This window comes from Alphaproteobacteria bacterium (assembly GCA_040905865.1).
In the GTDB taxonomy this organism is placed as follows: domain Bacteria; phylum Pseudomonadota; class Alphaproteobacteria; order UBA8366.
Genome location: JBBDQU010000040.1, coordinates 37,276 through 58,840 on the forward strand (window position 1 = coordinate 37,276; position 21,565 = coordinate 58,840).

General features: G+C 62.1%; 18 protein-coding genes. 2 read left to right on the plus strand and 16 right to left on the minus strand.

Features of this window, described 5'->3' with window-relative positions:
• Positions 1-171 precede the first annotated feature (171 nt).
• The 9 genes from phaZ to WD767_08075 form a co-directional block, all read right to left on the minus strand.
• Positions 172-1,503, minus strand: coding sequence for a polyhydroxyalkanoate depolymerase (phaZ, locus tag WD767_08035; protein ID MEX2616028.1), 1,332 nt, complete (start codon positions 1,501-1,503; stop codon positions 172-174).
• Between the two features lie 190 nt (positions 1,504-1,693).
• Positions 1,694-3,490, minus strand: coding sequence for a phosphoenolpyruvate--protein phosphotransferase (gene ptsP / locus WD767_08040; protein ID MEX2616029.1), 1,797 nt, complete (start codon positions 3,488-3,490; stop codon positions 1,694-1,696).
• Entirely contained in the window at positions 3,480-3,731 is a 252-nt protein-coding gene (locus WD767_08045) for an HPr family phosphocarrier protein (protein ID MEX2616030.1), read from the minus strand. Before WD767_08045 ends, ptsP begins: the two co-directional genes overlap by 11 nt.
• Before the next feature lie 25 nt (positions 3,732-3,756).
• Positions 3,757-4,167, minus strand: coding sequence for a PTS fructose transporter subunit IIA (locus WD767_08050; protein ID MEX2616031.1), 411 nt, complete (start codon positions 4,165-4,167; stop codon positions 3,757-3,759).
• Between the two features lie 7 nt (positions 4,168-4,174).
• Positions 4,175-5,056 carry an RNase adapter RapZ gene (rapZ, locus tag WD767_08055; protein MEX2616032.1) on the minus strand — a complete coding sequence of 294 codons (882 nt, stop codon included), beginning with the start codon at positions 5,054-5,056 and terminating at the stop codon, positions 4,175-4,177.
• 69 nt (positions 5,057-5,125) lie between these two features.
• Positions 5,126-5,551, minus strand: coding sequence for an HPr kinase/phosphatase C-terminal domain-containing protein (locus WD767_08060; GenBank protein ID MEX2616033.1), 426 nt, complete (start codon positions 5,549-5,551; stop codon positions 5,126-5,128).
• 4 nt (positions 5,552-5,555) lie between these two features.
• Positions 5,556-6,713, minus strand: coding sequence for a 2'-deoxycytidine 5'-triphosphate deaminase (locus tag WD767_08065; GenBank protein MEX2616034.1), 1,158 nt, complete (start codon positions 6,711-6,713; stop codon positions 5,556-5,558).
• A 195-nt stretch (positions 6,714-6,908) separates the two neighbouring features.
• A complete protein-coding gene (locus WD767_08070) occupies positions 6,909-8,549 on the minus strand; it encodes a stimulus-sensing domain-containing protein (protein ID MEX2616035.1) in 1,641 nt (546 codons plus the stop codon).
• 26 nt (positions 8,550-8,575) lie between these two features.
• Complete coding sequence (locus WD767_08075) at positions 8,576-9,274, minus strand: response regulator transcription factor (protein ID MEX2616036.1); 699 nt, start codon at positions 9,272-9,274, stop codon at positions 8,576-8,578.
• Positions 9,275-9,523: 249 nt separating this feature from the next.
• Here WD767_08075 and WD767_08080 point away from each other — a divergent pair, with 249 nt between their 5' ends.
• A complete protein-coding gene (locus WD767_08080; protein ID MEX2616037.1) occupies positions 9,524-10,156 on the plus strand; it encodes an SCO family protein in 633 nt (210 codons plus the stop codon).
• Between the two features lie 19 nt (positions 10,157-10,175).
• On the opposite strand, the gene WD767_08085 is transcribed toward WD767_08080, so the two are convergent.
• Both WD767_08085 and WD767_08090 read right to left on the minus strand, forming a co-directional pair.
• Complete coding sequence (locus WD767_08085; protein MEX2616038.1) at positions 10,176-11,513, minus strand: sodium-dependent transporter; 1,338 nt, start codon at positions 11,511-11,513, stop codon at positions 10,176-10,178.
• A gap of 7 nt (positions 11,514-11,520) precedes the next feature.
• Positions 11,521-12,897 carry a dicarboxylate/amino acid:cation symporter gene (locus WD767_08090; protein MEX2616039.1) on the minus strand — a complete coding sequence of 459 codons (1,377 nt, stop codon included), beginning with the start codon at positions 12,895-12,897 and terminating at the stop codon, positions 11,521-11,523.
• Between the two features lie 324 nt (positions 12,898-13,221).
• On the opposite strand from WD767_08090, the gene WD767_08095 reads away from it, so the two are divergent.
• Positions 13,222-14,070 (plus strand): universal stress protein, encoded by an 849-nt coding sequence (locus WD767_08095; protein ID MEX2616040.1) that lies wholly within the window; start codon positions 13,222-13,224, stop codon positions 14,068-14,070.
• Positions 14,071-14,126: 56 nt separating this feature from the next.
• Here WD767_08095 and WD767_08100 read toward each other — a convergent pair whose 3' ends face one another.
• From WD767_08100 to WD767_08120, 5 genes are all read right to left on the minus strand, one after another.
• The gene (locus tag WD767_08100; GenBank protein ID MEX2616041.1) at positions 14,127-14,978 is read right to left on the minus strand and encodes a TauD/TfdA family dioxygenase; all 852 of its coding nucleotides are present in this window, start codon (positions 14,976-14,978) and stop codon (positions 14,127-14,129) included.
• An 11-nt stretch (positions 14,979-14,989) separates the two neighbouring features.
• Positions 14,990-15,394, minus strand: coding sequence for a carboxymuconolactone decarboxylase family protein (locus tag WD767_08105; GenBank protein ID MEX2616042.1), 405 nt, complete (start codon positions 15,392-15,394; stop codon positions 14,990-14,992).
• Positions 15,395-15,489: 95 nt separating this feature from the next.
• On the minus strand, positions 15,490-17,226 hold the full coding sequence (locus WD767_08110; protein ID MEX2616043.1) for an NAD(P)/FAD-dependent oxidoreductase: 1,737 nt from the start codon (positions 17,224-17,226) through the stop codon (positions 15,490-15,492).
• Positions 17,227-17,284: 58 nt separating this feature from the next.
• A complete protein-coding gene (locus WD767_08115; GenBank protein ID MEX2616044.1) occupies positions 17,285-19,027 on the minus strand; it encodes a PepSY-associated TM helix domain-containing protein in 1,743 nt (580 codons plus the stop codon).
• A 21-nt stretch (positions 19,028-19,048) separates the two neighbouring features.
• Positions 19,049-21,487: a TonB-dependent receptor gene (locus WD767_08120; protein MEX2616045.1), complete on the minus strand. Its 2,439-nt coding sequence runs from the start codon at positions 21,485-21,487 to the stop codon at positions 19,049-19,051.
• Positions 21,488-21,565 lie beyond the last annotated feature (78 nt).

Genomic DNA, 21,565 nt, shown 5'->3' on the forward strand with positions numbered 1-21,565 from the left:
ATGGCGATACGCACACCGGCCGAATTCTGAACCGGCGTATAGCAAGGATTGCCGCCACCCGCAACAATTACATAAATAAATCTTTATGTATTTATCTTCTTGTTTCGGCCATCCGGCGCCGCGGTGTCCGTTCCATACCGGCGTGAATGGCGGCGTTGCCGCGGCGTGCGGCTATTCTTCGACCGTTTCCCAATCGACTGCCGGTTCGCGCTTTTCCTGCAGGCTGCGATAGGGAAGGCCATAGGTCATTCCGGTATCGCCCGTCCGGCGCTTGAACTGTATGGTGCGGATGAATTCGCGGATCCGCGGCTGGATTTCGGTCTTCCAGCGACGGCCGTTGAACACCCCGTAATGGCCGACGCCCGGCTGGACATAGTGGTATTTTTCATCGACCGGCACATTGACGCAAAGATCCAGCGCCGCTTCGGTCTGGCCGAGGCCGCAGATATCGTCCTTTTCGCCTTCCACGGTCATGATTGCCGTGCGCCGGATCGCGCTACAATCCACCGGTTCGCCCCGATGTGTCATCCAGCCATCGGGCAGCGAATGATCCTGGAACGCCGTCTTGACCGTCTGCAGGTAGAATTCCGCCGGCAGGTCCATGACGGACATGTATTCCTCGTAGAAATCCTGGTGCTGCTTCACCGAATCCGCATCGCCCTCGACCAGATGTTCGAACAGCTTGCGATGCGCCGTCATGTGCCGTTCCAGGTTCATGGTCATGAAACCCGTCAATTGCATGAAACCGGGGTACACGCGCCGCATCGCTCCCGCATTGGGGAACGGCACCTGGGAGATCACCGTACGCTCGAACCACTCGATGGACCGGCTTTCCGCCAGTTCGTTGACGACGGTGGGGTTGCGCCGCGTATCGATCGGGCCGCCCATCAGCGTCAGCGAGGCGGGCTGGATCGTCTCGTCGCGCGCGGCCATCAGGGCGGTCGCCGCCAGCACCGGAACGGCCGGCTGACAGACCGCGATCACATGGGTGTTGGGCCCGAGAAACTGTACAAATTCAATAATGTAATCTATGAAGTCATCCAGGTCGAAACGCCCGGCAACAACCGGAACGTAGCGGGAATCGACCCAGTCCGTAATATATACCTCGTGTTCCGGCAGCATGGCTTCGACTGTGCCGCGCAGCAGCGTCGCATAGTGACCCGACATCGGCGCAACCATCAGCACCTTGGGATCGTAACGCTGCCCCGTTACCGCCTCATCGCGAGCGAAATGCAGCAGCTTGCAGAATGTCTTGTTGAGAACGATCTCTTCCTTCACCGGGACCGGCATGCCATGGATTTTGGTTTCATGCAGGCCGAATTCGGGTTTTCCGTAGCGACGCGTCAGGTTCTCGAACACTTCCAGTCCGGCGGACAGGTTCCGGCCGACCGATGATTTACCAAAGCAGTTGAAGGGCAGGTCGAGCTGGAACTTCAGCCCCTTCGCACCCCATCGCCAGGGTGTCATCAACGTGTGCGCCAGTTCATGCATATGATAGTTCATTCATTTGCCTCGCAATATAATTGTGGCAAGCAGCAAGCGTTGCTGCACTGCAATACTATGCAATTTGCGCTGCAGCATGGCAATGGCTCCCCGGCTTTTTGCCGTATTGATCATAGGTAGAAATACTTTCCGGAACATTTAGGAAATCAATAAACGCTTCGGGCAGGCGCCCATTACATCCGGCGATGCATCAGATGGTTTCATTCAGGTCGTCGAGCATGCGGCCGATCTGCTCGGTGTCGGACTGCTCCATGATCGCCCTGGCATGCAGCGTCGTCGATGCGATATCGAGCGCCCGCACCCGCTGTTTGACGCGGGGCAGGCTCGGCGCCGCCATCGACAGTTCGCGCACGCCAAGTCCGAGCAGCAGCGCGGTATAGCGGGGATCGCCCGCCACCTCGCCACAGATGCTGACCGGGATTCGCGCGCGCAGGGCGGAATCGACCGTCGACTGAATCAGCCGAAGTACAGCGGGATGCAGGGGGTTGTACAGATAGGCGACGCGTTCATCGGCGCGGTCGATGGCCAGCGTATACATGGTCAGGTCATTGGTGCCGATAGCGAAGAAATCCGCCACCTGCGCCAGAATATCGGCGATCAGCGCCGCTCCGGGCACTTCGATCATCACCCCTACCGGCGGCAGCGGTTCGGCGATCGGAATACCGCGGCGCTTCAACCGGTGCACGGCCGCCGCCAGAACCGCCTGCACCTGCAACACCTCGTCCACCGTCGCCACCATCGGCAAAAGGATACGCACCGGACCGTGCGCCCCGGCCCGCAGGATCGCCGACAACTGGTCCGACAGCATCTTCGGCTCCCGAAGCGACAGGCGAATCGCCCGCAAACCGAGCGCCGGATTGACCGAATCGTGCAGGTCGCTGCCCACCGAATAGGCCAGCTTGTCGCTGCCGACATCAAGCGTCCGGACGGTTACCGTGCGGCCCTCCATCCCCTCGACGATGGCGCGCAGGCTCTCGTACTGTTCGTCTTCGTTCGGCGGGCGGTCGCGATTCATGAACAGGAATTCGGTGCGCAGCAATCCGATACCCGCGGCGCCATGACGTTGCGCCAGCATCAGTTCATGCGGCAGTTCGTAATTCGCGCAGAGCTGAATTTCCGCCTTGTCCCGCGTTATGGCGCGCCGGTCGCGCAGTCTGGCGAATCGCCGCGATTCACGCCGGAACGACGTCCGCTTCGCCTCATAGGCCGCCAGTGTTTCCGGCGTGGGATCGATAACGATCCGTCCACCGCTGCCATCGACGATCACGGTCAATGCCCCGCGCGCCCCGGGCGACAGCCGCGACATGTCCAGTCCGGTGACCCCCAGTACCGCGGGAATCCCCAGCGACCGCGCGACAATCGCCGTATGCCCTTCGGGTCCGCCCAGAATGGTGCCGAAGCCGCCGATCAAGGCTGGATTCAACAGTGCCGTCTCGGCCGGGCTGAGATCTTCCGCCAGGATGATGCAGCCGCGCGGCAGGGTCGAATAGGCCGGCAGGGGAGTCTTGGTCAGATTGCGGATCAGCCGGGCGCCGGCCTCCCGGATGTCGTCCGCCCGGGCCGCCATATAGGGGTCGTCCAGTTCGGCAAAATTTCGCGCGATCTTCGAGATTTCCGCCCGCACCGCCGCTTCCGCGTTGATCCGCGTTTCCTCGATCCGCTGCTCCACACCCCGCACCAGCCGCGACCCGGTCAGCATCCTTGTATAGGCCTCCAGCAGGCTGGACAGTTCTTCGCCCGCGGCGCCCGCGTGCATCGTACGAGCCCGGTGGCCCAGCCGTCGCAACTGCCGGCGCGACAGTTCCAGCGCCGTCCGGAACCGCGCCTGTTCCGCCGGGATTTCCGACTTGCGCACGGTGAATTCGGGGACAGTCGGCGCACCGACCTCGCTGAGATGCGCCGGCCCGATGGCGATGCCGGGCGAAACGCCCAGGCCTTCGAAGATTCGTTCCCGCGCCTGCGCAGGTTTGTCCGGTTCAGCTTTCATCGAATCCGTTTTCCACCAGCGCCGCCAGCGCCGTTAGCGCCGCATCGGCTTCCGCGCCGACGGCCGAGACGTCTATGCAGGTTCCGGTCGACGCTCCCAGCGTCATCAGACCGAGGATCGAATCGCCTGATACGGTTGTGCCGTCCTTTGTGACCTCGATTATCGCGTCGAACTGTTCGGTCACCTTCACGAAACGGGCGGAAGCGCGCGCATGTAGCCCCTTTTCATTGACGATTCGCATCTGGCGCATCATCGGACGCAGCGCCCTAGCCGGTCCGGGTCGCGAGCAGACTGGACGCGATGTTGATGTTGTTGCGGCCGGCTTCCTGCGCCGCCTCGGCCGCTTCGAGCAGGGATTTGGTGCCGCGCACCTTGTGCAGCCGGATCAGCATCGGAAGGTTGACGCCGGCGATGACCTCGACATTGGCGGCTTCCAGAATGGAGATCGCCAGGTTGGAAGGCGTGCCGCCAAACATATCGGTCAGGACAACCACCCCGTCGCCGTCATCGACCTCCCTGACCTTTTCCAGCAATTCATATCGCCGCTGCTCCATGTCGTCTTCGGGGCCGATCGGCACGACCGCGACGTTTCCGACCTTGTCCTCGACGATATGTTCCAGCGCGGCGACAAATTCCGCCGCCAGGCCCCCATGCGTGACCAGCACCATCCCGATCATATCTTCCTCACAACATGTTTCCGCCGCCACCGCTCGCCATGTCGCGGTGATGGATGTAAACGACGCGTCCCTGATTTTCGAGCCATTCGACGAGCCGCCTGGCGATGTAGACTGACCGGTGCCGGCCGCCCGTGCAACCGATCGCGATTGTCAGGTAACTCTTTCCCTCCGCTTCAAAGCGCGGTAGCAGGATCGTCATCATGACGGTAAGCGAATCGAGAAACGCCGGAAATACCGCATCGGCGGCAATATAGGTGCCGACCTCGACATCCTCGCCGGTCAACGGCCGCAGCGCGTCGACGTAATGGGGATTCGCGAGGAACCGGGCGTCGAATACCAGGTCGGCTTCGCGCGGCAGGCCCTGCCGATAGGAAAATGACGTCACGTTGATGGTCAGGCCGGACTTGTCCTCGAAACCGAACCGCTCCGAAACCTGTTCCTTCAGGTCCCACAATGTCTTGTTCGATGTATCGATAACCGCATCGGCGCGTTCCCGCAGCCGCGCCAGAAACCGCCGTTCCAGCCTGATACCGTCGGGTACCGGGCGATCCAGCGCCAGCGGATGGCGGCGCCGTGTTTCCGTATAGCGACGCTGCAGAATTTCATCGTCGCAATCCAGGAACAGCACGCGGACGACCAGTTCGTCATGATCGATCATGCGGTCCAGTTCGGCAATAAAGGGATCGACGCTGAAATCACGCGTCCGGATGTCGACGCCGATTGCCAGCGGGCGGACCATGCTGCGGCCGGTTCGCGGCTGCACCAGACTGCCGAGCAGCGACAGGGGCAGGTTATCGACCGCTTCGTAGCCGAGATCTTCCAGGACCTTGAGGGCAGTCGACCGGCCCGCGCCGGACATCCCTGTCACCAGAACAACGGTCTGCTTCATTGGTTTCCTATCCACCGGACAACTCCCACGCTGGGCCGGATCGGGATTGCTGCACCGCAGAAAACTCGCTCACCGCTCTATATCCCCCGCTTTGGCCCCGACGGCAAGCCGGATTTTCGCGGGCGCGGATGCCTCAAACGGCGAGATGCGGAGCAACGGAAGGCCGAGACCCAGAATATTTGCCGATTCCGGCGACGGCAACCGCTCGATTTCACCCGCCGATATATCGACGACCAGCGCGAGCAACACCTGCTCCCGGGCCGCCAGACGGACGATACCGAGCCCGCGTATTTCGATTTTCCCGAAAATGGACGGCGGCGACGACGCGATGATGCCCTCGGCGGTCCGGGTCAGGATCGTGCGGTCGTCGGACACCAGTTCGGCCCCGCCGTCGATCAGCCGCAGCGCCAGGTCCGATTTGCCGCCGCCTGACGGTCCGCGCAACAGCACGCCCCGGCCGCCGATCGCCACCGTGGTGCCGTGCAGTGTTTCCATGGAGTCAGCCTCCGGTATCCCCGAGGCCGGGCCAGGGCGTGAAATGCTTGCCGAGTTGCAACCCCTGGCGCTGGTAGGACGAGCCGATCCCCTGTCCGTACACCCGGTCCGGCGGTTCGGTGAGGCGTTCATAAACCAGGCGCCCCATGATCTGGCCGTGCTCGATCATGAAGGGAACATCGTGCGAGCGGACTTCGAGCACCGCACGGCTGCCCCCGCCGCCGCTGCCGGCATCGCCGAAACCGGGATCGAAAAACCCGGCGTAATGGACCCGGAATTCGCCGACCAGCGTGTCGTAGGCGACCATTTCGGCGGCGTGGTCTGGCGGCACGGTCACTGCTTCCCGCGACGCCAGGATGTAGAAGTCGTCCGGGTTGAGAACGATGGCCGGCAGGCGGTTGCGATGGATCGGCTCCCAGAATTCGATCGGGTCATAGCCGCCCTTGTTGTCAACGTCGATCAGCCGCGTGTTCTTGCGCGCCCGGAACCCGATCAGGCCCGTTTTCGGGTCGCCCTGCAGGTCGACCGTGAAGGGAATACCGTCCTTCATGTTCCCTGGCTGCGGATCGGAATCGATCAGGCCGACTTTGCGGTTGAGTTGCCGCATCGCCCGGTCGCTGTAGGAAAACTGTCCGGCCTTCAGCCGCAACTGGTTCAGCCGCGCCCCCGCCCGCACCACGATGCTGAAGGTGCGCGGCGAGATTTCGGCGTAGAGCGGCCCGTCATAGCCGCCCCGGACCCGGTCGAATTCCACGCCGCGGTCGGTAATGAGCCGGGTGAAGATATCCAGCCGCCCCGTGGAGCTTTTCGGATTGGCAATCGCCGACAACCCGCGCTCCAGCCGCAGCGATTCACGCAGCGGCACGATATAGACGCAGCCGCATTCCAGCACCGCGCCGTCGGTGATATCGAATGCATGCAGCCCGAACTGCGCCAGCTTTTCCGCCACCGTGGCCGGCCCCGGCAGGAAACTGGCCTGCACCCGGTGCGCCACCGCACCAAGGCGCAAATCGATGCTGGCCGGCTGGACCTGGTCTTCGTCGATGGGCGTGTCGGCAGTAATGACGCCGCCGTCGATCAGCGCCCGGATCGCCTGCGATGGCAGCACGCCCGTTGCATGCCGCGCCGCAGCCGCGGGCGTATCCATTGTCTGTTCAACCATACCGGCGCCGCTCCCATGATTCCGACCGCCCCAAGCCTAACAGAATATCCGGCATAGGGCACATGCGGTTTAGGAAGCCACAAATGGCTGTTAGCAGGCTGGTGAACAAGACGGGCGCCATATCTTCAACAAGATAGATCGGATTCACGTGCTTGTTGGATCGCCAGAGGCGATTCCGGTCAAGCACGGTCCGACCTAGTCGACCGGCAGGCAGACCGTGAAATGCGCGCCGATTATTTTGCCGGCGTCGTCCCGGCGGTTCTCCGCACGGATCGTGCCGCCATGCGCCTCTACGATCTGCCGGGAAATCGACAGGCCGAGACCGGAATGGGTGCCGAATTTCTCGGCCGCCGGCCGCTCCGAGTAAAACCGGTCGAAAACCGCTTCCAGCTTGCCGTCCGGTATGCCCGGCCCATCATCGGAAACGCTGACCGTGACATCGCCGCCCCGTCGGGCCACCCGGATTCGAATGGTCCCGCCAGGCGGGCTGAAACTGCGCGCATTGTCGATCAGGTTGGTGAAAACCTGGGCCAGCCGGCTTTCGATTCCCGGCACCGTTATATTTTCGCTTTCGGACTTTTCGATGACATAGCGGGGGGCGCCGTCTCCGCCCACGGTCTCGCGGATGTTCACCAGGGACTGCAGCATTCTGCCGATATCGACCGGTTCGCGGTTCTCCCGGCCCAGTTCCGCATCCAGCCGGGAATAATCGGAAATATCCGTGATCAGTCGGTCCAGCCGCTGCACGTCATCCAGGATGATCGCCATCAGTTTCTGCTGCTGGACCGGGTCCTTCAGCCGCGCCGCGGTTTCCACCGCGCTGCGCAGCGACGTCAGCGGATTCTTGATTTCATGGCTGACATCGGCGGCAAAGCGGCCGATCGCGTCCATCCGTTTGTACAGCGCGTCCGTCATGTCCCGCAGCGCCACCGACAGGTCGCCGATTTCGTCGCCGCGCCGCGCCATGTCCGGTATCTGCATATCCGGACCGCCAAGCCCGTGCCGAACGCGGATCGCGGCTTCCGCCAGCCTGTGGACGGGGCGGGCAATCGTCCCTGCAAGGTAGAGCGACAGCAGGACCGTGACGACCAGCGCGCCGGCAAACACCTGCAGCACCACAATCCGCACGGCGCGCACCGATTGCTGAATTTCCGGGCCGGCCCTGGACAGCAGGACCACGCCGATAACCTGCCGGTATTGCTGTACGGGCATGGCGACGGAAAGCACGTAGCCGCCCTCTCCGTCCTGCCGGGCAACGCTGACGGATTCGCCGCCGAGCGCGCGGCTGGCCTCCGGGTAATCGGCGATGCTCTGCTGCGGGGCTTCCTGATAGAGGTCCAGGTCGGTGCGGGTCTGAAGCGCATCGAACAGGCGCTCGAAGAACTGCATCGCCCGGTCCAAGAAGGAGATGTCGTCCGGCGGCGGCGGCAGGGAGCGGATGCGCACCAGCCGCCCCTTGCCGCCGAGCCGCCGGCTGTCCGCCACCAGACTCCCGTCCGTCATGAACAGCCGCGCGCGGGTGGTCCGCTCGCTGGTCAGCCGGCGGATCATGTCGCGCGCCTGGATCGGGTCGAGCACCTGGCGTCCGGTCGGATCGATATGGGTGGCGCCTTCGCCCAGCGCGCCGGCAAATATGTCCGTGTGGGTCTTGAGGGAATCCAGCTCTGCCTCAATCAACCGGTCGCGATAGGTGCCGAGATAAAGCAGGCCGACAACCGGAATTGCCAGCGCCAGCACATTGACCGCCAATATGCGCCGCGTCAACGGCGACAGGATACGGCGCCGCCGCCGCGGGAAGGGGCTGGCTTCCGACCCGCCCGCCTCCTTAGCCGCCATGGCGCACATTAGCGCGAAAACGGGTACTAGCTGTCATTGTACCGGTAGCCGACGCCGTAAAGGGTTTCAATTTCCGAGAATTCGTCGTCGGTGTCGCGGAACTTCTTGCGCAGGCGCTTGATGTGGCTGTCGATGGTGCGGTCATCGACGTAGATGCTTTCGCCATAGGCCGCATCCATCAGCTGATCGCGGCTTTTGACATGGCCCGGATACTGCGCCAGCGCGCGCAGCAGCAGAAACTCGGTGACGGTCAACTGCACCGGCATTCCTTTCCAGGTGCACTGGTGGCGCTCCGGGTCGAGTACCAGTTCGCCGCGCACCAGCGTCGCTTCGCCGCGCACGTGATCCGGATCCTTCAGGGCATCCGCGCGACGCAGCAGCGTGCGGATCCGTTCGATCAGCAGGCGCTGGGAAAACGGCTTCTTGATGTAGTCGTCCGCGCCCATACGCAAACCCAGCACCTCGTCGACCTCGTCGTCTTTCGAGGTCAGAAAAATGACAGGAACGCGACTGGTCCTGCGCAGGTTCTGCAGCAGCTCCATACCGTCCATCCGCGGCATCTTGATGTCGAGGATCGCCAGATCCACCGGCTGCTGACTGATGCCGCGATAAGCCTCTTCCCCGTCGCTATAGGCACGGACCTGATAGCCTTCGGCTTCCAGGGTCATGGCGACGGAGGTTAGAATATTGCGGTCGTCGTCCACGAGCGCGATCGTCCTGTGCATTGGAGACTCCCCTTTTTTTTACCGAAGACCCCTGTACAGATCAGGATCTCAATTCCACCGATGCCAGCGTGCGGTCGCGATGTGGCGGGAATATGGCGAGCAAGCGGCCGGCTCACGACATTGCCGCCATTGGCGGGCCAATCGGCGGCGAATCGATATATCGTGCGGCGAAATGCCCACTCGCAACGCGTCTCACGCCCCCTATATCTACGATTCCAAGGCAATAAATCAAATGGTTTTCCACTGACGATGGCTTCCAGACCTTCCTATCCGCTGATTGCCGTGCTGCTTGCGGCGCTGGCCGCCATCGGGCTGATCACCTGGGTGGCGTGGACCCTCACGCGTCCGGCGCCCCGGGTCCAGGTTGGCGATGTCCGGACCGTCGCCGTCGCCCCCACGGTAAAGATCGGCGGCCCCTTCACGCTGGTCGACCAGACCGGCAAAACCGTCAGCGACACAACCTGGCGCGGCAAGCTGATGCTGATCTATTTCGGCTACGGCTTCTGCCCCGATGTATGCCCGACCGAGTTGCAGATCATGTCCGGCGCGCTCGATGCGCTGGGTAACGACGCCGCGCGCGTGCAGCCGATTTTCATCACCGTCGATCCGGAGCGCGACACGGTCGATTTCATGGCCGATTACGTCTCCCATTTCCACCCGGACATGGTCGGTCTGACCGGAACGGAGGCGGCGGTCAACGAGGCCGCAAAGGCTTTTCGCGTATATCACAGGAAGGCCGTGGACGATTCGGCGACCGACTACCTGGTCGATCATTCCTCTTTCGTCTACCTGATGGGGCCAGACGGCGATTTCCTGACCATGTTCAACGCCGGCACCGACCCGCGCACCATGGCGCAGACGATCCAGTCCTATCTGAAATAACCCCGGCCGCGCCGGCGTGTTACAGGGTGCTCGCCGATTGCAGCAGGATCGCGAGGATCGTTACTGGTACAAGGTAGCGCAGCAGCCACAGCCAAACCTTTCCAAACCGGCTGTCCGCGAGGTCGGCTTCGTGCAGCGCTACCGCCCGCTTCACGCGCCAGCCCACAAAGAGCGCCACCAGCACACCGCCGACGGGCAGCAGGAAATTCGAGACCCCGGCATCGATGGCGTCGAGAATGCCGTGCTGGCCGATCTGAATATGAGACAGCACGCCGAAGCTCATCGCCGACGGCACGCCAGCCGCGAACACGATGCCGCCGACAAGGGCGGAAGCGGTCCAGCGCCGCATCTTCAGCCGGTGCACGGCGAGCGAAACCGGCACCTCCAGAAGCGCCACCATTGACGTAAAGGCCGCCGCCGACAGCAGCAGGAAGAACACCGCGCCGATCATTCGCCCTCCGGGCATGGCGAGAAAAATCTGCGGCAGTGTGATGAAGGCCAGTTCCGGCCCCGCGGTCGGATCGACGCCAAAGGAAAACACCGCCGGAAAGATGGCGAGCCCGGCGATGATCGCGAACAGCGAATCGCCAAAGGCGATGGCGACAGCCGAGGTCGACAGCGAGAAGCTGCGCGGCATGTAACTGCCATAGGTGATGAAGACCGCCATGCCGATGCCGAGGGAGAAAAACGCCTGCCCCAGCGCGGCGACATAGACCGAGGGTCTGGCGAAGGCCGCCCAGTCCGGTGCGAACAGGAAGCGCACGCCGGCCCCGGCATTGGGCAGGAACAGGGCGTAGCCGGCGAGCAACGCGATGATGATCACAAGCACCGGCATGAGCCAACGGTTCATCCGCTCGATACCGCCCTGCACGCCACCCGCCACGGTGAACATGGTCGCCGCCAGCATGGCCGCCTGCCAGCCGACCGGTTCGCCCGGATCGGCGATGAAGGCCTTGAAATAGGCGCCGTAACCGGCCGCCGCCGCGGTCCACAGGCTTCCCGTCGCCGCGCCGCTGAAATATTTGAGGGCCCAGCCCGCGATGACCGCATAATAGCTGAGGATCAGGACGGCGCCGGCAACGCCGACCCAGCCGAGATAGCGCCATTTTCCACCATTTTCAGCGATATCGAACGCCGCGACCGCATCGCCCTGGGCGCGTCGGCCGAGGGACAGTTCGGCGATGACCAGCGGCAACCCCACCAGCAGGATGCAGACGAGGTAGATGAACAGGAATACCGCGCCGCCGTTTTCGCCGGCGACATAGGAAAAGCGCCAGATATTGCCCAGCCCGACCGCCGCCCCGATTGTCGCCAGGATAAACCCCCGGCGGGACCCCCATTGTTCGCGTGCGCTCATCCTTTCGTCAGCCTCCACCCGGGCTTTCCGGCGGCGCTTCCGCCGGCACCCACTTGTTCATCAGCACGCAGGCGACCAGATCGCCTGTCACGTTCAGCGCCGTACGGCTCATATCCAGGATACGGTCAACCCCCATGATCAGCGCAACCCCCGCCGGCGGCACGCCGACGGTTACGAGGATCGACGACAGGATCACGATGCCGACCCCGGGCGTGGCCGGCGAACCGATGGACGCGCCGACAGCGGTCAGCACAATCAGGACCAGCCCGCCGGTGCCGGTATCGACACCGAACACCTGGGCCAGGAAAATTGCCGCCACCCCCTGATACAGCGCCGTGCCGTTCATGTTGATGGTCGCGCCCAGCGGGATGATGAACTGGCTGATCGGCGGGCGCACACCGAGGCGGTCCTCCGCCGTTTTCATCGACAGGGGCATGACGGCGGCGGAACTGGACGTGGAAAAGGCCAGCAGCATCACGTCGCGCGCCGATGCCAGGAATTTCAGCGGCTTCATTCCGCCACCGATGGCGGCGATGGTCAGAAACATGACCAGCAGCAGCAACAGCCCCAGCAGGACCGTGCCGACATAGACCGCCATGCCGAGGAATGCCTGCAGCCCGATCCGTGACGTGAGTTGCGCCATCAGACCGAACACGGCCCAGGGCGCCAGCCACATGGCCCAGCGCACGACGGTCATGCAGACTTCCTGCAGGGTTGCCAGCAGGTCGAGCATCGGCATCGCCTTTTCCCGCGTCATCATGACCAGCGCGACGCCGACGACGGTCGCGAAAATGACGACCTGCAGCATGTTTGATTCGACCATCGAAGACAGCGGGTTGGACGGTAGCAGCGCGACGAAATGCTGCGGCAGGTTGTTCAGTTTTGGCGCGGTCGCAACGGAGGTATCGATCGTGGCGGCCGCCACGCCAAACCCCGCCCGGATTTCGGCCGCATCGACGAAATCGCCGGGCCGGATGAGCAGGGCCAGCCAGACGCCGATGGTGACGGCGACCGCCGTTGTGACCACAAAATACCCGATGGCGCGCAACCCCATGCTGCGCAGCTGATCGAGATTGTCGCTGGAGCAGAGGCCCCGAATGATCGAGGCGAAGACCAGCGGAATGACGATCATCTGGATCAGGGCGAGGAACAGCTGCCCCGGAAAGGCGAGCCAGTTGCCGATAACGGCTGCGATGTCGGCTTGTACCAGCCCCACGCTGGGCCCAAGCAGCAATCCCGAGCCGATCCCCAGGACCATGCCGATGAGGACCTGGAGCCACAATTTACCGCGGATAAGCTGCTGCAGGGTCTCCGCAAGGGGCAGCAGCGAACGTGGCCGTTGCTGAGACGGGGAACGCATTTCGCCGGTTTCTCTATCACTCATGATCTTTGTCCCTCGAGAAACCGATTCCCTGTTCCCGCTATAATTTTGTGTGACTAGCACAGTGCTTGATGCTTTGCTGGCATGCACAAGCGCCTTAATTTCAATCTCGACGCCTGTCAGTACAGAGTCAAATATACTCAAATCGAATCCCGGCTAATTGCGTTAGATCAACGATGCCCAAATATGTCTCTGGCATTGATCCGGGCATTGCCCGCAACTCTGGCTCTGTTATTGTTTAGGGACACTGCCGGTCGAGTGGGTCGCAAACGCCTTTGGCGGGTTCCTGCCAGGGTATCCGAATGGACATAACCAGGAGATGACGCAATGAAACGAATTCTGGTTGCTACAGACCTTTCCGAAAGGTCGGACCGTGCCATCGGCCGCGCCATTTTGTTGGCAAAGACCCTTTCCGCGCGGCTGACGGTGCTGCATGTCATAGACGACGACCTTCCCGCGTCAGTTGCGGAAACGCAAAAGCAGGTGGCCGGCCAAAGTATGCGCGAACACCTAGCCTCGATACCAGGCGCTAAGGACCTAGACACAAACCTCGTAGTCGGTTTCGGCAAGGACTGGTCTAAAATCCTGCAACAGGCAGATACCGAACAATCGGAACTGGTCATCCTCGGCCTGCACCGCAAAAGCGGCCTGGGGAGCATGTTTCGCGGCACGACGGTGGAGCGCGTTGTCCGCAACGGCGATACACCGGTCCTAGTCGCCAAGAACCGGCCAACACGCGATTACCGGGTAATCGTCGTTGGCGTCGACTTCTCGATCTATTCCCGTCGGGCACTGGAATTCGCGCTCGACTTTTCGAAAAATTCCCGCATCCAACTGGTGCATGCATATGAAATTCCGTTCAAGGGCTTCCTGCCATCCGCGAATACGCATGCGGAAATGCGGAAGCGGGACGAAACTCTGTTCCGCGAGATGGTCGATCAGGAAGTCGAGGTTTTTCTGGCCGGGCTCGATGCCCAGAGAGGCCGGATCGAAATCGTGGTCAGCGAAGGCGACCCCCATAGCGTTATCAACGCGCAGGTTGCCGCACTCGACGCGGATCTTCTGGTTCTGGGAACGCACGGCCGGACTGGCGTGGCGCGAGCCTTTCTCGGCAGCGTGGCCGAAGGGTTCCTGACCGATCCGCCAGCAGATGTCGTCGCGGTCAAGGCCTGGTAAAACGCACCGGTTTCGATGTTGCCCAAATTACCGTATGGCGCATGCCGCCCCCCGTGTCAAAACGGCGCGTCGCCCCTGACCGTCACCCGATGCATGCGGCGGCGCCTGCCCGGATAGTCATTGATCGCGTTGTGCAGCACGGCGCGATTGTCCCAAAGCGCAAGCGACCCAGCGCGCCAGCGGAAGCGGCAGGTGAATTCCGGCCGCGTGGCATGGTCGATCAGATAGTTCAGCAGGCCCTGGCTTTCCTCCCATGTCATATCGGCAAAACGTTCGGTATGCAGGCCGATATAGAGGGCCTTGCGCCCCGTGACCGGGTGGGTCCGGACGAGCGGATGTTCGGCGATTTTTTCATATTTTTCCGTGTCGCTCAGCCCCATGGTCTGCAGGTTGCCGTAGCTGCCCGTCGCCGGCCTGCCACGAGGGCGTCCCGCATCCGGCAGGTTGACGGTTTTCAGCCGCCCCGCGAGCGCCTTCATGCCGTCGGACAGCGCGTCATAGGCCGCGTACATGCTCGCGTACAGCGTATCGCCGCCGTACTCGGGAATTTCCTTTGCATACAGCACCGTTGCCAGCGCCGGTTCCGGCAGAAACATCTGGTCCGTGTGCCAGCCCTCGCCAAAATTGCGGACATCGGTTTCGGTCTTGATGATTTCCATCACCTCGGGCAGGTTCGCCAGCCCGGCGACAAAGGGATGGAAATGGATTTCACCGAAGCGCCGGGCGAAGGCGAGTTCCTGTTGCGGCGTGATGTTCTGGTCGCGAAAAAAGATCACGCCATACGCCATCAGGGCATCGTGCACCGCGGCGAATTGCGCATCGTCGAGATCCCGCGACAGGTCGATGCCCACGATTTCGGCGCCCAGCGCGCCGGCAACCGGTTCCACCGTGATATGACTGTTTCGCATTCTCCCGCCCGTCATATACCGGTCTTGTTGACCGTAACGCCTTCCTTTTCCAGCGCATCGACCAGCGCCTGCAGCCGGTGAAAGGCGGTGTTCGCCGCCGGTACGCCGCAATAGACGCCCTGCTGGATCACGGTTTCCTTGATGTCCAGCAGGGGAAAGTTGTCCCGCAGGGCCGCGCCCACATGCATGTCGAATTCCTCCCAGCGGCCGATGGCCATCATGGTCCCGATGACGAGCACCCGGCGGGTGCGGTCATCCAGGACGCCGCGGGTCCAGACATGCCAGGCATAGGTGGAAATCAGCTCCTGGAAATCGGCGGTCAGCGGCGTTGTTCTCGCAGCCGCGCGGTCGACATGGGCGTCACCCAGAATCCGGCGGCGGGCGGCCATGCCTGCCTCTAGCATTTTTTCGTCCATCGGCATCAGGCTGGTTCCTTTTTCCACGACAACTTGCAGGTCGCCTGCGATCCGGAGGTCCGGGAAACAGCGCCGGACCGAAAGACAGCAGCCGGTTAAACCACCGGCACGCGCTTCGCCGCCAGGGCGGCGGGGGAAATCACGTCCATGTCCAGCGGCACGTGCCAGCGTTCGGTCAGGCGGATTCGCGGCGGGGTGTTGCCGGCTTTCGCGCCGTCCAGCACGAAGCCTTCATAGCCCGCGTCCATCACCTCGTTGCATTTGTTCACATAGACCGGGAACCCGCCGATATAGGGCATGAACACACGCGGACGGCCGGGAATATTGGCCCCCACATACCAGGACGAACAGGTGGAGCGCAGGGACACCTGCGCCACCTCGTTCACATGCTCCACCCAGGCGTCCTCGTCCGTCAGCGTCGGTTCGATGCTCGCCGCGCCCACGTCGCGCATATGGGCAATGCAGTCCGCGACCCAGTCCACATGCTGTTCGATCGCCTGCACAAGGCTGGCCAGCACCGAGGGGCTGCCCGGCCCGGTAAGCATGAACAGGTTCGGAAATCCGACCGAGGTCAGTCCCAGATAGGTACGGGGCCCCGCCGCCCATTTCTCCTTCAGGGTCAACCCATCGCGCCCGGTAATGGCGATCCGGTCGAAGGAGCCTGTCATCGCCGCGAAGCCGGTGGCGCAGACCACCGCATCCAGTTCGTATTCCGTGCCGTTGGCCACGATGCCGGTTTCGGTGAATCGCTCGATGCCGTTCTGCGCGATATCGACCAGGGTCACATGCGGCTGGTTGTATGTTTCGTAATAGCCGGTATCGACGCACAGCCGCTTGCAGCCGAACACATTGTCCGGGCACAGCAGTTCGGCCACCTTCGGGTCCTTCACGATGGCGCGGATCTTGGCGCGGGCGAAATCGGCGACGGTGTCGTTGGCCGCCTTTTCGAACAGCAGGTCGCCATAGGCCCCGAGAAAGGGCAGCCCGCCGCGCGACCAGAATTCCTCATACTGCCGCTCGCGATCCTCGGGACTGTCCTCCAGCGCCGGTCTGGTGTTGAACGGGAAATAGAACCCGGTCGGCCGCGCCCGCGCTTTCGCCCGAAGCGCCGGGTAATCGGCCTTCACCGCGCGCAGGTATTCCGGATCCAGCTTTTCGTTCCAGGCGGGTACGGTATAGCTCGCCGTGCGCTGGAACACGGTCAGCGCCGAAGCCTGTTTCGCGATCAGCGGGATCGACTGGATCGCCGACGATCCGGTGCCGATCACGCCGACGCGCAACCCGGTGAAGTCGACCCCTTCATGCGGCCATTCGCCGGTGTGGTAGACCGGCCCGGTATAATCCGACAGCCCCGGAAATTCCGGCTTGTTGGCCGCCGACAGGCAGCCCACCGCCATGATGCAGAACTGCGCCGTGACCCGGTCGCCCCGGTCGGTCTCGACCGTCCAGCATTTCCCGCCTTCATCGAACGCCGCCGCCGTCACCCGCGTGTCGAAGCGGATATCGCGGCGCAGGTCGAAGCGGTCGGCGACATGGTTGGCGTAGGACAGGATTTCCGGCTGAGGCGCGTATTTTTCCGTCCATTCCCATTCCTGGTCCAGCGCCTCGGAAAACGAATAGGAATACTGCAGGCTTTCCACGTCGCAGCGCGCGCCCGGATAGCGGTTCCAGTACCACGTGCCTCCGACTCCGCCGCCGCCCTCATACACCCGCGCGGTAAAGCCCAACTGGCGCAGCGCGTGCAGCATATACATCCCGGCGAAGCCCGCGCCGACGATGACGGCGTCGAACGTGGCGGTTTCCGGGTCGCGGGTGATGGCAGCGGTGGTCATGGGGTTCTCCAGTGGTGTCGCCTGTACGAGAGAGTCTGCGGCAGGCGTGGCGAAGGCGTCAACTGTTGCTGCTGATACTGTGTGCTGCTGATACTTCACGACGCCTGGACCCATTGTATCCTGACGTCCGGAATTGCAGGTAAATCCAGCCTCCCGCTGGCAACAACAGCAGGCATGCGAAGGCGAGAACGATCGCGACTGCGCCTGCCGGCAGGCGCGGCACCGGCGGAATAAGCCGCACGGCGTCTACTGAACGGGCAGGAATCGGGAAGGGCATGCGCACCGTATGCCGGATGCCGGACCGGTCTTCAATAGCGATATCGACATAACAATCCCCGGTGCAGGCGTCGGCATTGCCACTTGCACGGTTGCCGCGAAGCCGGAACGGCTGCATGTCCGCCAACGCTGATTCGGGACCGATCCGCGCCGAGACCCCCGCCACGTTCGGTCGGCCACCACTGAACAGAATCTGCAGTTCCTTGCCGGGCGCCGCCGCTATCGGCAACCAGTCCCGGTACATCGTAACCTGCCATGGTCCTGCCTTCGTTGCGCCCAGCCGTTCCATGGCCTTTGGAATCTGTGTCTGATCGTGCAGTTGAAGGCCGAAGGCGAATGTACCATGGATACTTGCAGCGATAACGGCGATGCTGGGCACGACAGCCAGCCATGCCCAGAGATGCCGGCGCGGCGCGGCGTCTCCCCGTTGCCCGAAACGCAGCCAGAACGTCACCAGACCGGTGACGATTCCACCGCATAGCAGCAGCCCCGTAACCAGCCAGATCACGCGGGTCGAAGTTCCGCCTAAGGTACCGAAATGCAACGGGTCGGCCGTCTCAATCCAGCGGTCGAAGCCGGGCAGGTCTTGCCCCCGCCGCACGCCCATCACTGCGCCGGTAAAGGGATTCACAAACACCTGGTTGGCGCGGCTGCGCACAACCCAGGCGTCGCCATCGCCATGGAACGCAAGGACATCGTCGCCGAGAATTGGCAGCGCCACGATTTGAATTTTCAGCTCGGGAAACGCCGACCGCGCCCGTGCTGCAGCGCCATCGAGATCGAACGGAACGCCCGACAACGGCAATCTGCGAAGCATTTCCCGGGTCATCGCGACCTTGCCCGTATCTTCCTCAACGACGCCTGCCTTGTCCAATCCGTACTCGACCAGATACCAGACGCCGGTACCGGAAAGCAGCAGGCCCACTAAAAGCGCCCAGACACCCGCGGCCCGGTGCAGGTCGGACCACAGCACCCGGCCGCTGCGCCCGAATCGTATCGAAAACAGCGACCGCCATGGCCGACTATACGAACATAACCCCAGAACGACCGTCACCAGCATCGCAAGCCCGAGCGGCCCGACAACCAGGATTCCGTGCCACCCCAGCACGGTGGGAACGATATAGAACTGCTTGTGCAGGATGCGGAGAAAACTCTGCGGCCCGAATGTGCTGCGCTGACCCGCCACCTGCATCGTATAGGGATTGACGAGTACGCGGCGCAAGTCGCCACGCCCGTATGTAACCACGGCCTGCGCCACCCAGGACGGCCCCCTCGGGCCATACAGCCGAAGGATCAGCGCATCGGGATAAGCGGCGGAAACGGCATCATGCATTCTCTGCCAGGACATTGCGGCGGGGTCGCCTCCAACTGGCTGTTCGACACGCATATCCGGGTCGCCGAGCCATTCCAGTTCCGGTCCGAATACCGACACTGTGCCCGAAAAGCAGACGCAGAACAGCAACAGGCCGAGATTCAGGCCTATCCAGGCGTGGACCTTGTATAGAACCCGACGGGTATGCTGCATGACCGGGCGCCGACAAGGACTTCAGAACGTCACCGAGACTGTGCCCAGAACAGACAGAGGTTCGCCGGGATGGACGATTCCCCGGTCACTGGCGCGGACGAAATATTCCTTGTCCAGAATATTGTCGACGTTCAGACGGAAGCGCAGCAATTTGTACGTGTACTGTGCACCCAGATCCAGCACCGTGTAAGCGCCAAGTTTCACATCGGTATCGAACTGTGCGGTGTTTTCGCTCACATAACGCGCGCCGCCGCTCAGCGACAGACCGGCCAGGGGGGAGCCTTCCGGGAATGTGTATTTCAGCCACATCCGGGCCTTCTGCAACGGGACGTTTCCCAAGCGCTGCCCGATATTGGCGGTAACCTGCGGATTTTCGAGAACTTCGGTGTCGGTGTAGGAATAGAAGGCGGTCGCACTCAGATTCCGGGTCAATTGTCCCGTTACGTCAAATTCGACACCACGGCTCTGCTGCTCCACATCGGGCAGAAACGCGGTCTGGCCCGTCGCATTGAAGAGCGCGATATCCTGCACGGCGACATTCGCCTTGCGAATCTGATAGACGGAACCGGTAGTGATCAGTTGCCCGTCGAAGAATTCCGCCTTTACACCCGCTTCGTATTGTTCACCCGTTTCCGGCGCCAATGGCGTACCCGCGACATCCACCGTACCGGCCTGTTGGGGATTGAACGACTCGGTATAATTCGCAAAGACAGACAGGTTGCGATGCAGTTGGTACAGCGCCCCGACACGCCCTGTAAAATCAGTATCTGTCACTTCGGGCGCGTTGACCCCATCGGTTTTTTGCTTACTTTCCAGGGCGTCGAAGCGTCCGCCCATCAGCAGTTTCAATTTGCCGTCATCCAGAAGTGATACCTGATCCTGCACATACAGGGAGCCACGCTTGCTGCTGGCAATTCTCACCTGCTGGACCTGATTGGCAGGGGGATCGAAATTCACGTTCGGCGTGTTGGAAATCGCAACATTGGCGAGGTTCTGGCGGAACCGGCGAAAATCGGTGCGTGCGTAGGAAAGATCGACGCCGACAAGGACATTGTGATCGACGGCGCCGGTTTCGAATTTCGCCTTTACATCCGTAACAACCTGGTATTCGTCGTCCTTGCGCTCCTCGTTCTGATACCGCAGGCGAAGCACCTCCGCTCCTGCGGTTCCCGCAACGCCGCGCGGGCGGATCGATTCATTGTCCGCCCTTGCGAAATGAACAAGGAACTGGTGGCCGACGCTGAAGACGTCGTCAAATTCATGGTCCAGCCGATAGCTGGTCGCGTAATCCTCAATATCGCGCCCTTTCAGGTCAGGGTCGCCGAAAAACGTGTCATCGGATACGAGCTTTTCGTTGTTGAACCCGATCGGCACGCCGGTGTCATAGGGCTGTTTCTCACGCAGATAGGAGGTTTCAAACAGCAGTTCCGTACCGGGGTGCGGTTTCCACAAGAGGCTTGGCGACAGGGAAACACGCTCCAATTCGATTTCATCGCGGAAGGAATCGCTATTGGTATATCCAAAATTGACGCGGTACATCAAAGCGCCATTTTCGGTGACCGGCCCGGTTGCATCCGCTGTCGAACGCAAATGGTTGTAGCTGCCCGCTTCCTGTTGCAGGACGTACTCGGCGACCGGTTTAGGCCGCTTGGTGACGTAGTTGACGATCCCGCCGGGATCCAGCGCGCCATACAGGATCGACGCCGGCCCTTTCAGAACCTCGACACGCTCCACGTTGCTCAGGTCAACCGCGCCGGCCAGGCTTGACCGCATACCGTTGCGGTACAGCAGGGGGGACTCAAATCCGCGGATGATCGGCAGTACTTCCGTCTGTGCATTCAGGGTGTTGCCGGCCTGATAGACTCCGCTGACATTTTCATAAACGTCCTTGAGGTTCTGCGCCCCCTGGTCCTCGATCAGGTCGCGCGGTATGACCTGAACCGAAACCGGCGTTTCGGAAATCGGCGTGTCTGTCTTTGTCGCAGATGCGCTGCGCGATGCCGCATAACCGACCACCGGCCCATAGGCGGATTCGTAGCGGCCTTCCACCGTAATCGGACCCAGCACCCTGGTGTCTTCTTCCATCCTGGCCAGGGTCACTGTATTTGTTCCCGTGAAACGGTAGGTCATTCCGGTATTGGCTAGCAGTTGGTTCAGCCCTTGCTGCGGCGTGAATCTGCCGTTCAATACGGCGCTGCGAAGCGACCCGACAAGCCCCACGTCATAGATCAGTTGCAGGCCCGCGCGTTCCGAAAATGCAAGCAGCGCCCCGTTTAACCCTTGGGCCGGAATATCGAATTCCATTTCGTTCTGCGTTACTGCCGCCGATGGCGCCTGCGCCCTTGCAAAATCCGGTTGAAACACGCTGCCGGTCAGCATGGCCGCGGTACCGATTGCCAGGCCCAGACGACTGCCGCGCGAGTGCGCCGCTGTACCGTGGTTCGTAAATTTCCCGTGCATCCCCCACCCCTTCAATTTGTGTGACGCATTTATTGCGAATGCGTCTTAAAACGTTTCTATGTATGGGACGGGATTGCA

Coding starts and splice junctions, on each gene's coding strand:
- ptsP (MEX2616029.1), bottom strand. CDS start 3,490: ATGAAAGCTGAACCGGACAAACCTGCGCAGGCGCGGGAACGAATCTTC.
- WD767_08110 (MEX2616043.1), bottom strand. CDS start 17,226: ATGACCACCGCTGCCATCACCCGCGACCCGGAAACCGCCACGTTCGAC.
- WD767_08050 (MEX2616031.1), bottom strand. CDS start 4,167: ATGATCGGGATGGTGCTGGTCACGCATGGGGGCCTGGCGGCGGAATTT.
- WD767_08095 (MEX2616040.1), top strand. CDS start 13,222: ATGAAACGAATTCTGGTTGCTACAGACCTTTCCGAAAGGTCGGACCGT.
- WD767_08045 (MEX2616030.1), bottom strand. CDS start 3,731: ATGCGAATCGTCAATGAAAAGGGGCTACATGCGCGCGCTTCCGCCCGT.
- WD767_08075 (MEX2616036.1), bottom strand. CDS start 9,274: ATGCACAGGACGATCGCGCTCGTGGACGACGACCGCAATATTCTAACC.
- WD767_08090 (MEX2616039.1), bottom strand. CDS start 12,897: ATGAGTGATAGAGAAACCGGCGAAATGCGTTCCCCGTCTCAGCAACGG.
- WD767_08115 (MEX2616044.1), bottom strand. CDS start 19,027: ATGCAGCATACCCGTCGGGTTCTATACAAGGTCCACGCCTGGATAGGC.
- WD767_08105 (MEX2616042.1), bottom strand. CDS start 15,394: ATGGACGAAAAAATGCTAGAGGCAGGCATGGCCGCCCGCCGCCGGATT.
- WD767_08085 (MEX2616038.1), bottom strand. CDS start 11,513: ATGAGCGCACGCGAACAATGGGGGTCCCGCCGGGGGTTTATCCTGGCG.
- WD767_08065 (MEX2616034.1), bottom strand. CDS start 6,713: ATGGTTGAACAGACAATGGATACGCCCGCGGCTGCGGCGCGGCATGCA.
- WD767_08080 (MEX2616037.1), top strand. CDS start 9,524: ATGGCTTCCAGACCTTCCTATCCGCTGATTGCCGTGCTGCTTGCGGCG.
- WD767_08060 (MEX2616033.1), bottom strand. CDS start 5,551: ATGGAAACACTGCACGGCACCACGGTGGCGATCGGCGGCCGGGGCGTG.
- phaZ (MEX2616028.1), bottom strand. CDS start 1,503: ATGAACTATCATATGCATGAACTGGCGCACACGTTGATGACACCCTGG.
- WD767_08070 (MEX2616035.1), bottom strand. CDS start 8,549: ATGGCGGCTAAGGAGGCGGGCGGGTCGGAAGCCAGCCCCTTCCCGCGG.
- WD767_08120 (MEX2616045.1), bottom strand. CDS start 21,487: ATGCACGGGAAATTTACGAACCACGGTACAGCGGCGCACTCGCGCGGC.
- WD767_08100 (MEX2616041.1), bottom strand. CDS start 14,978: ATGCGAAACAGTCATATCACGGTGGAACCGGTTGCCGGCGCGCTGGGC.
- rapZ (MEX2616032.1), bottom strand. CDS start 5,056: ATGAAGCAGACCGTTGTTCTGGTGACAGGGATGTCCGGCGCGGGCCGG.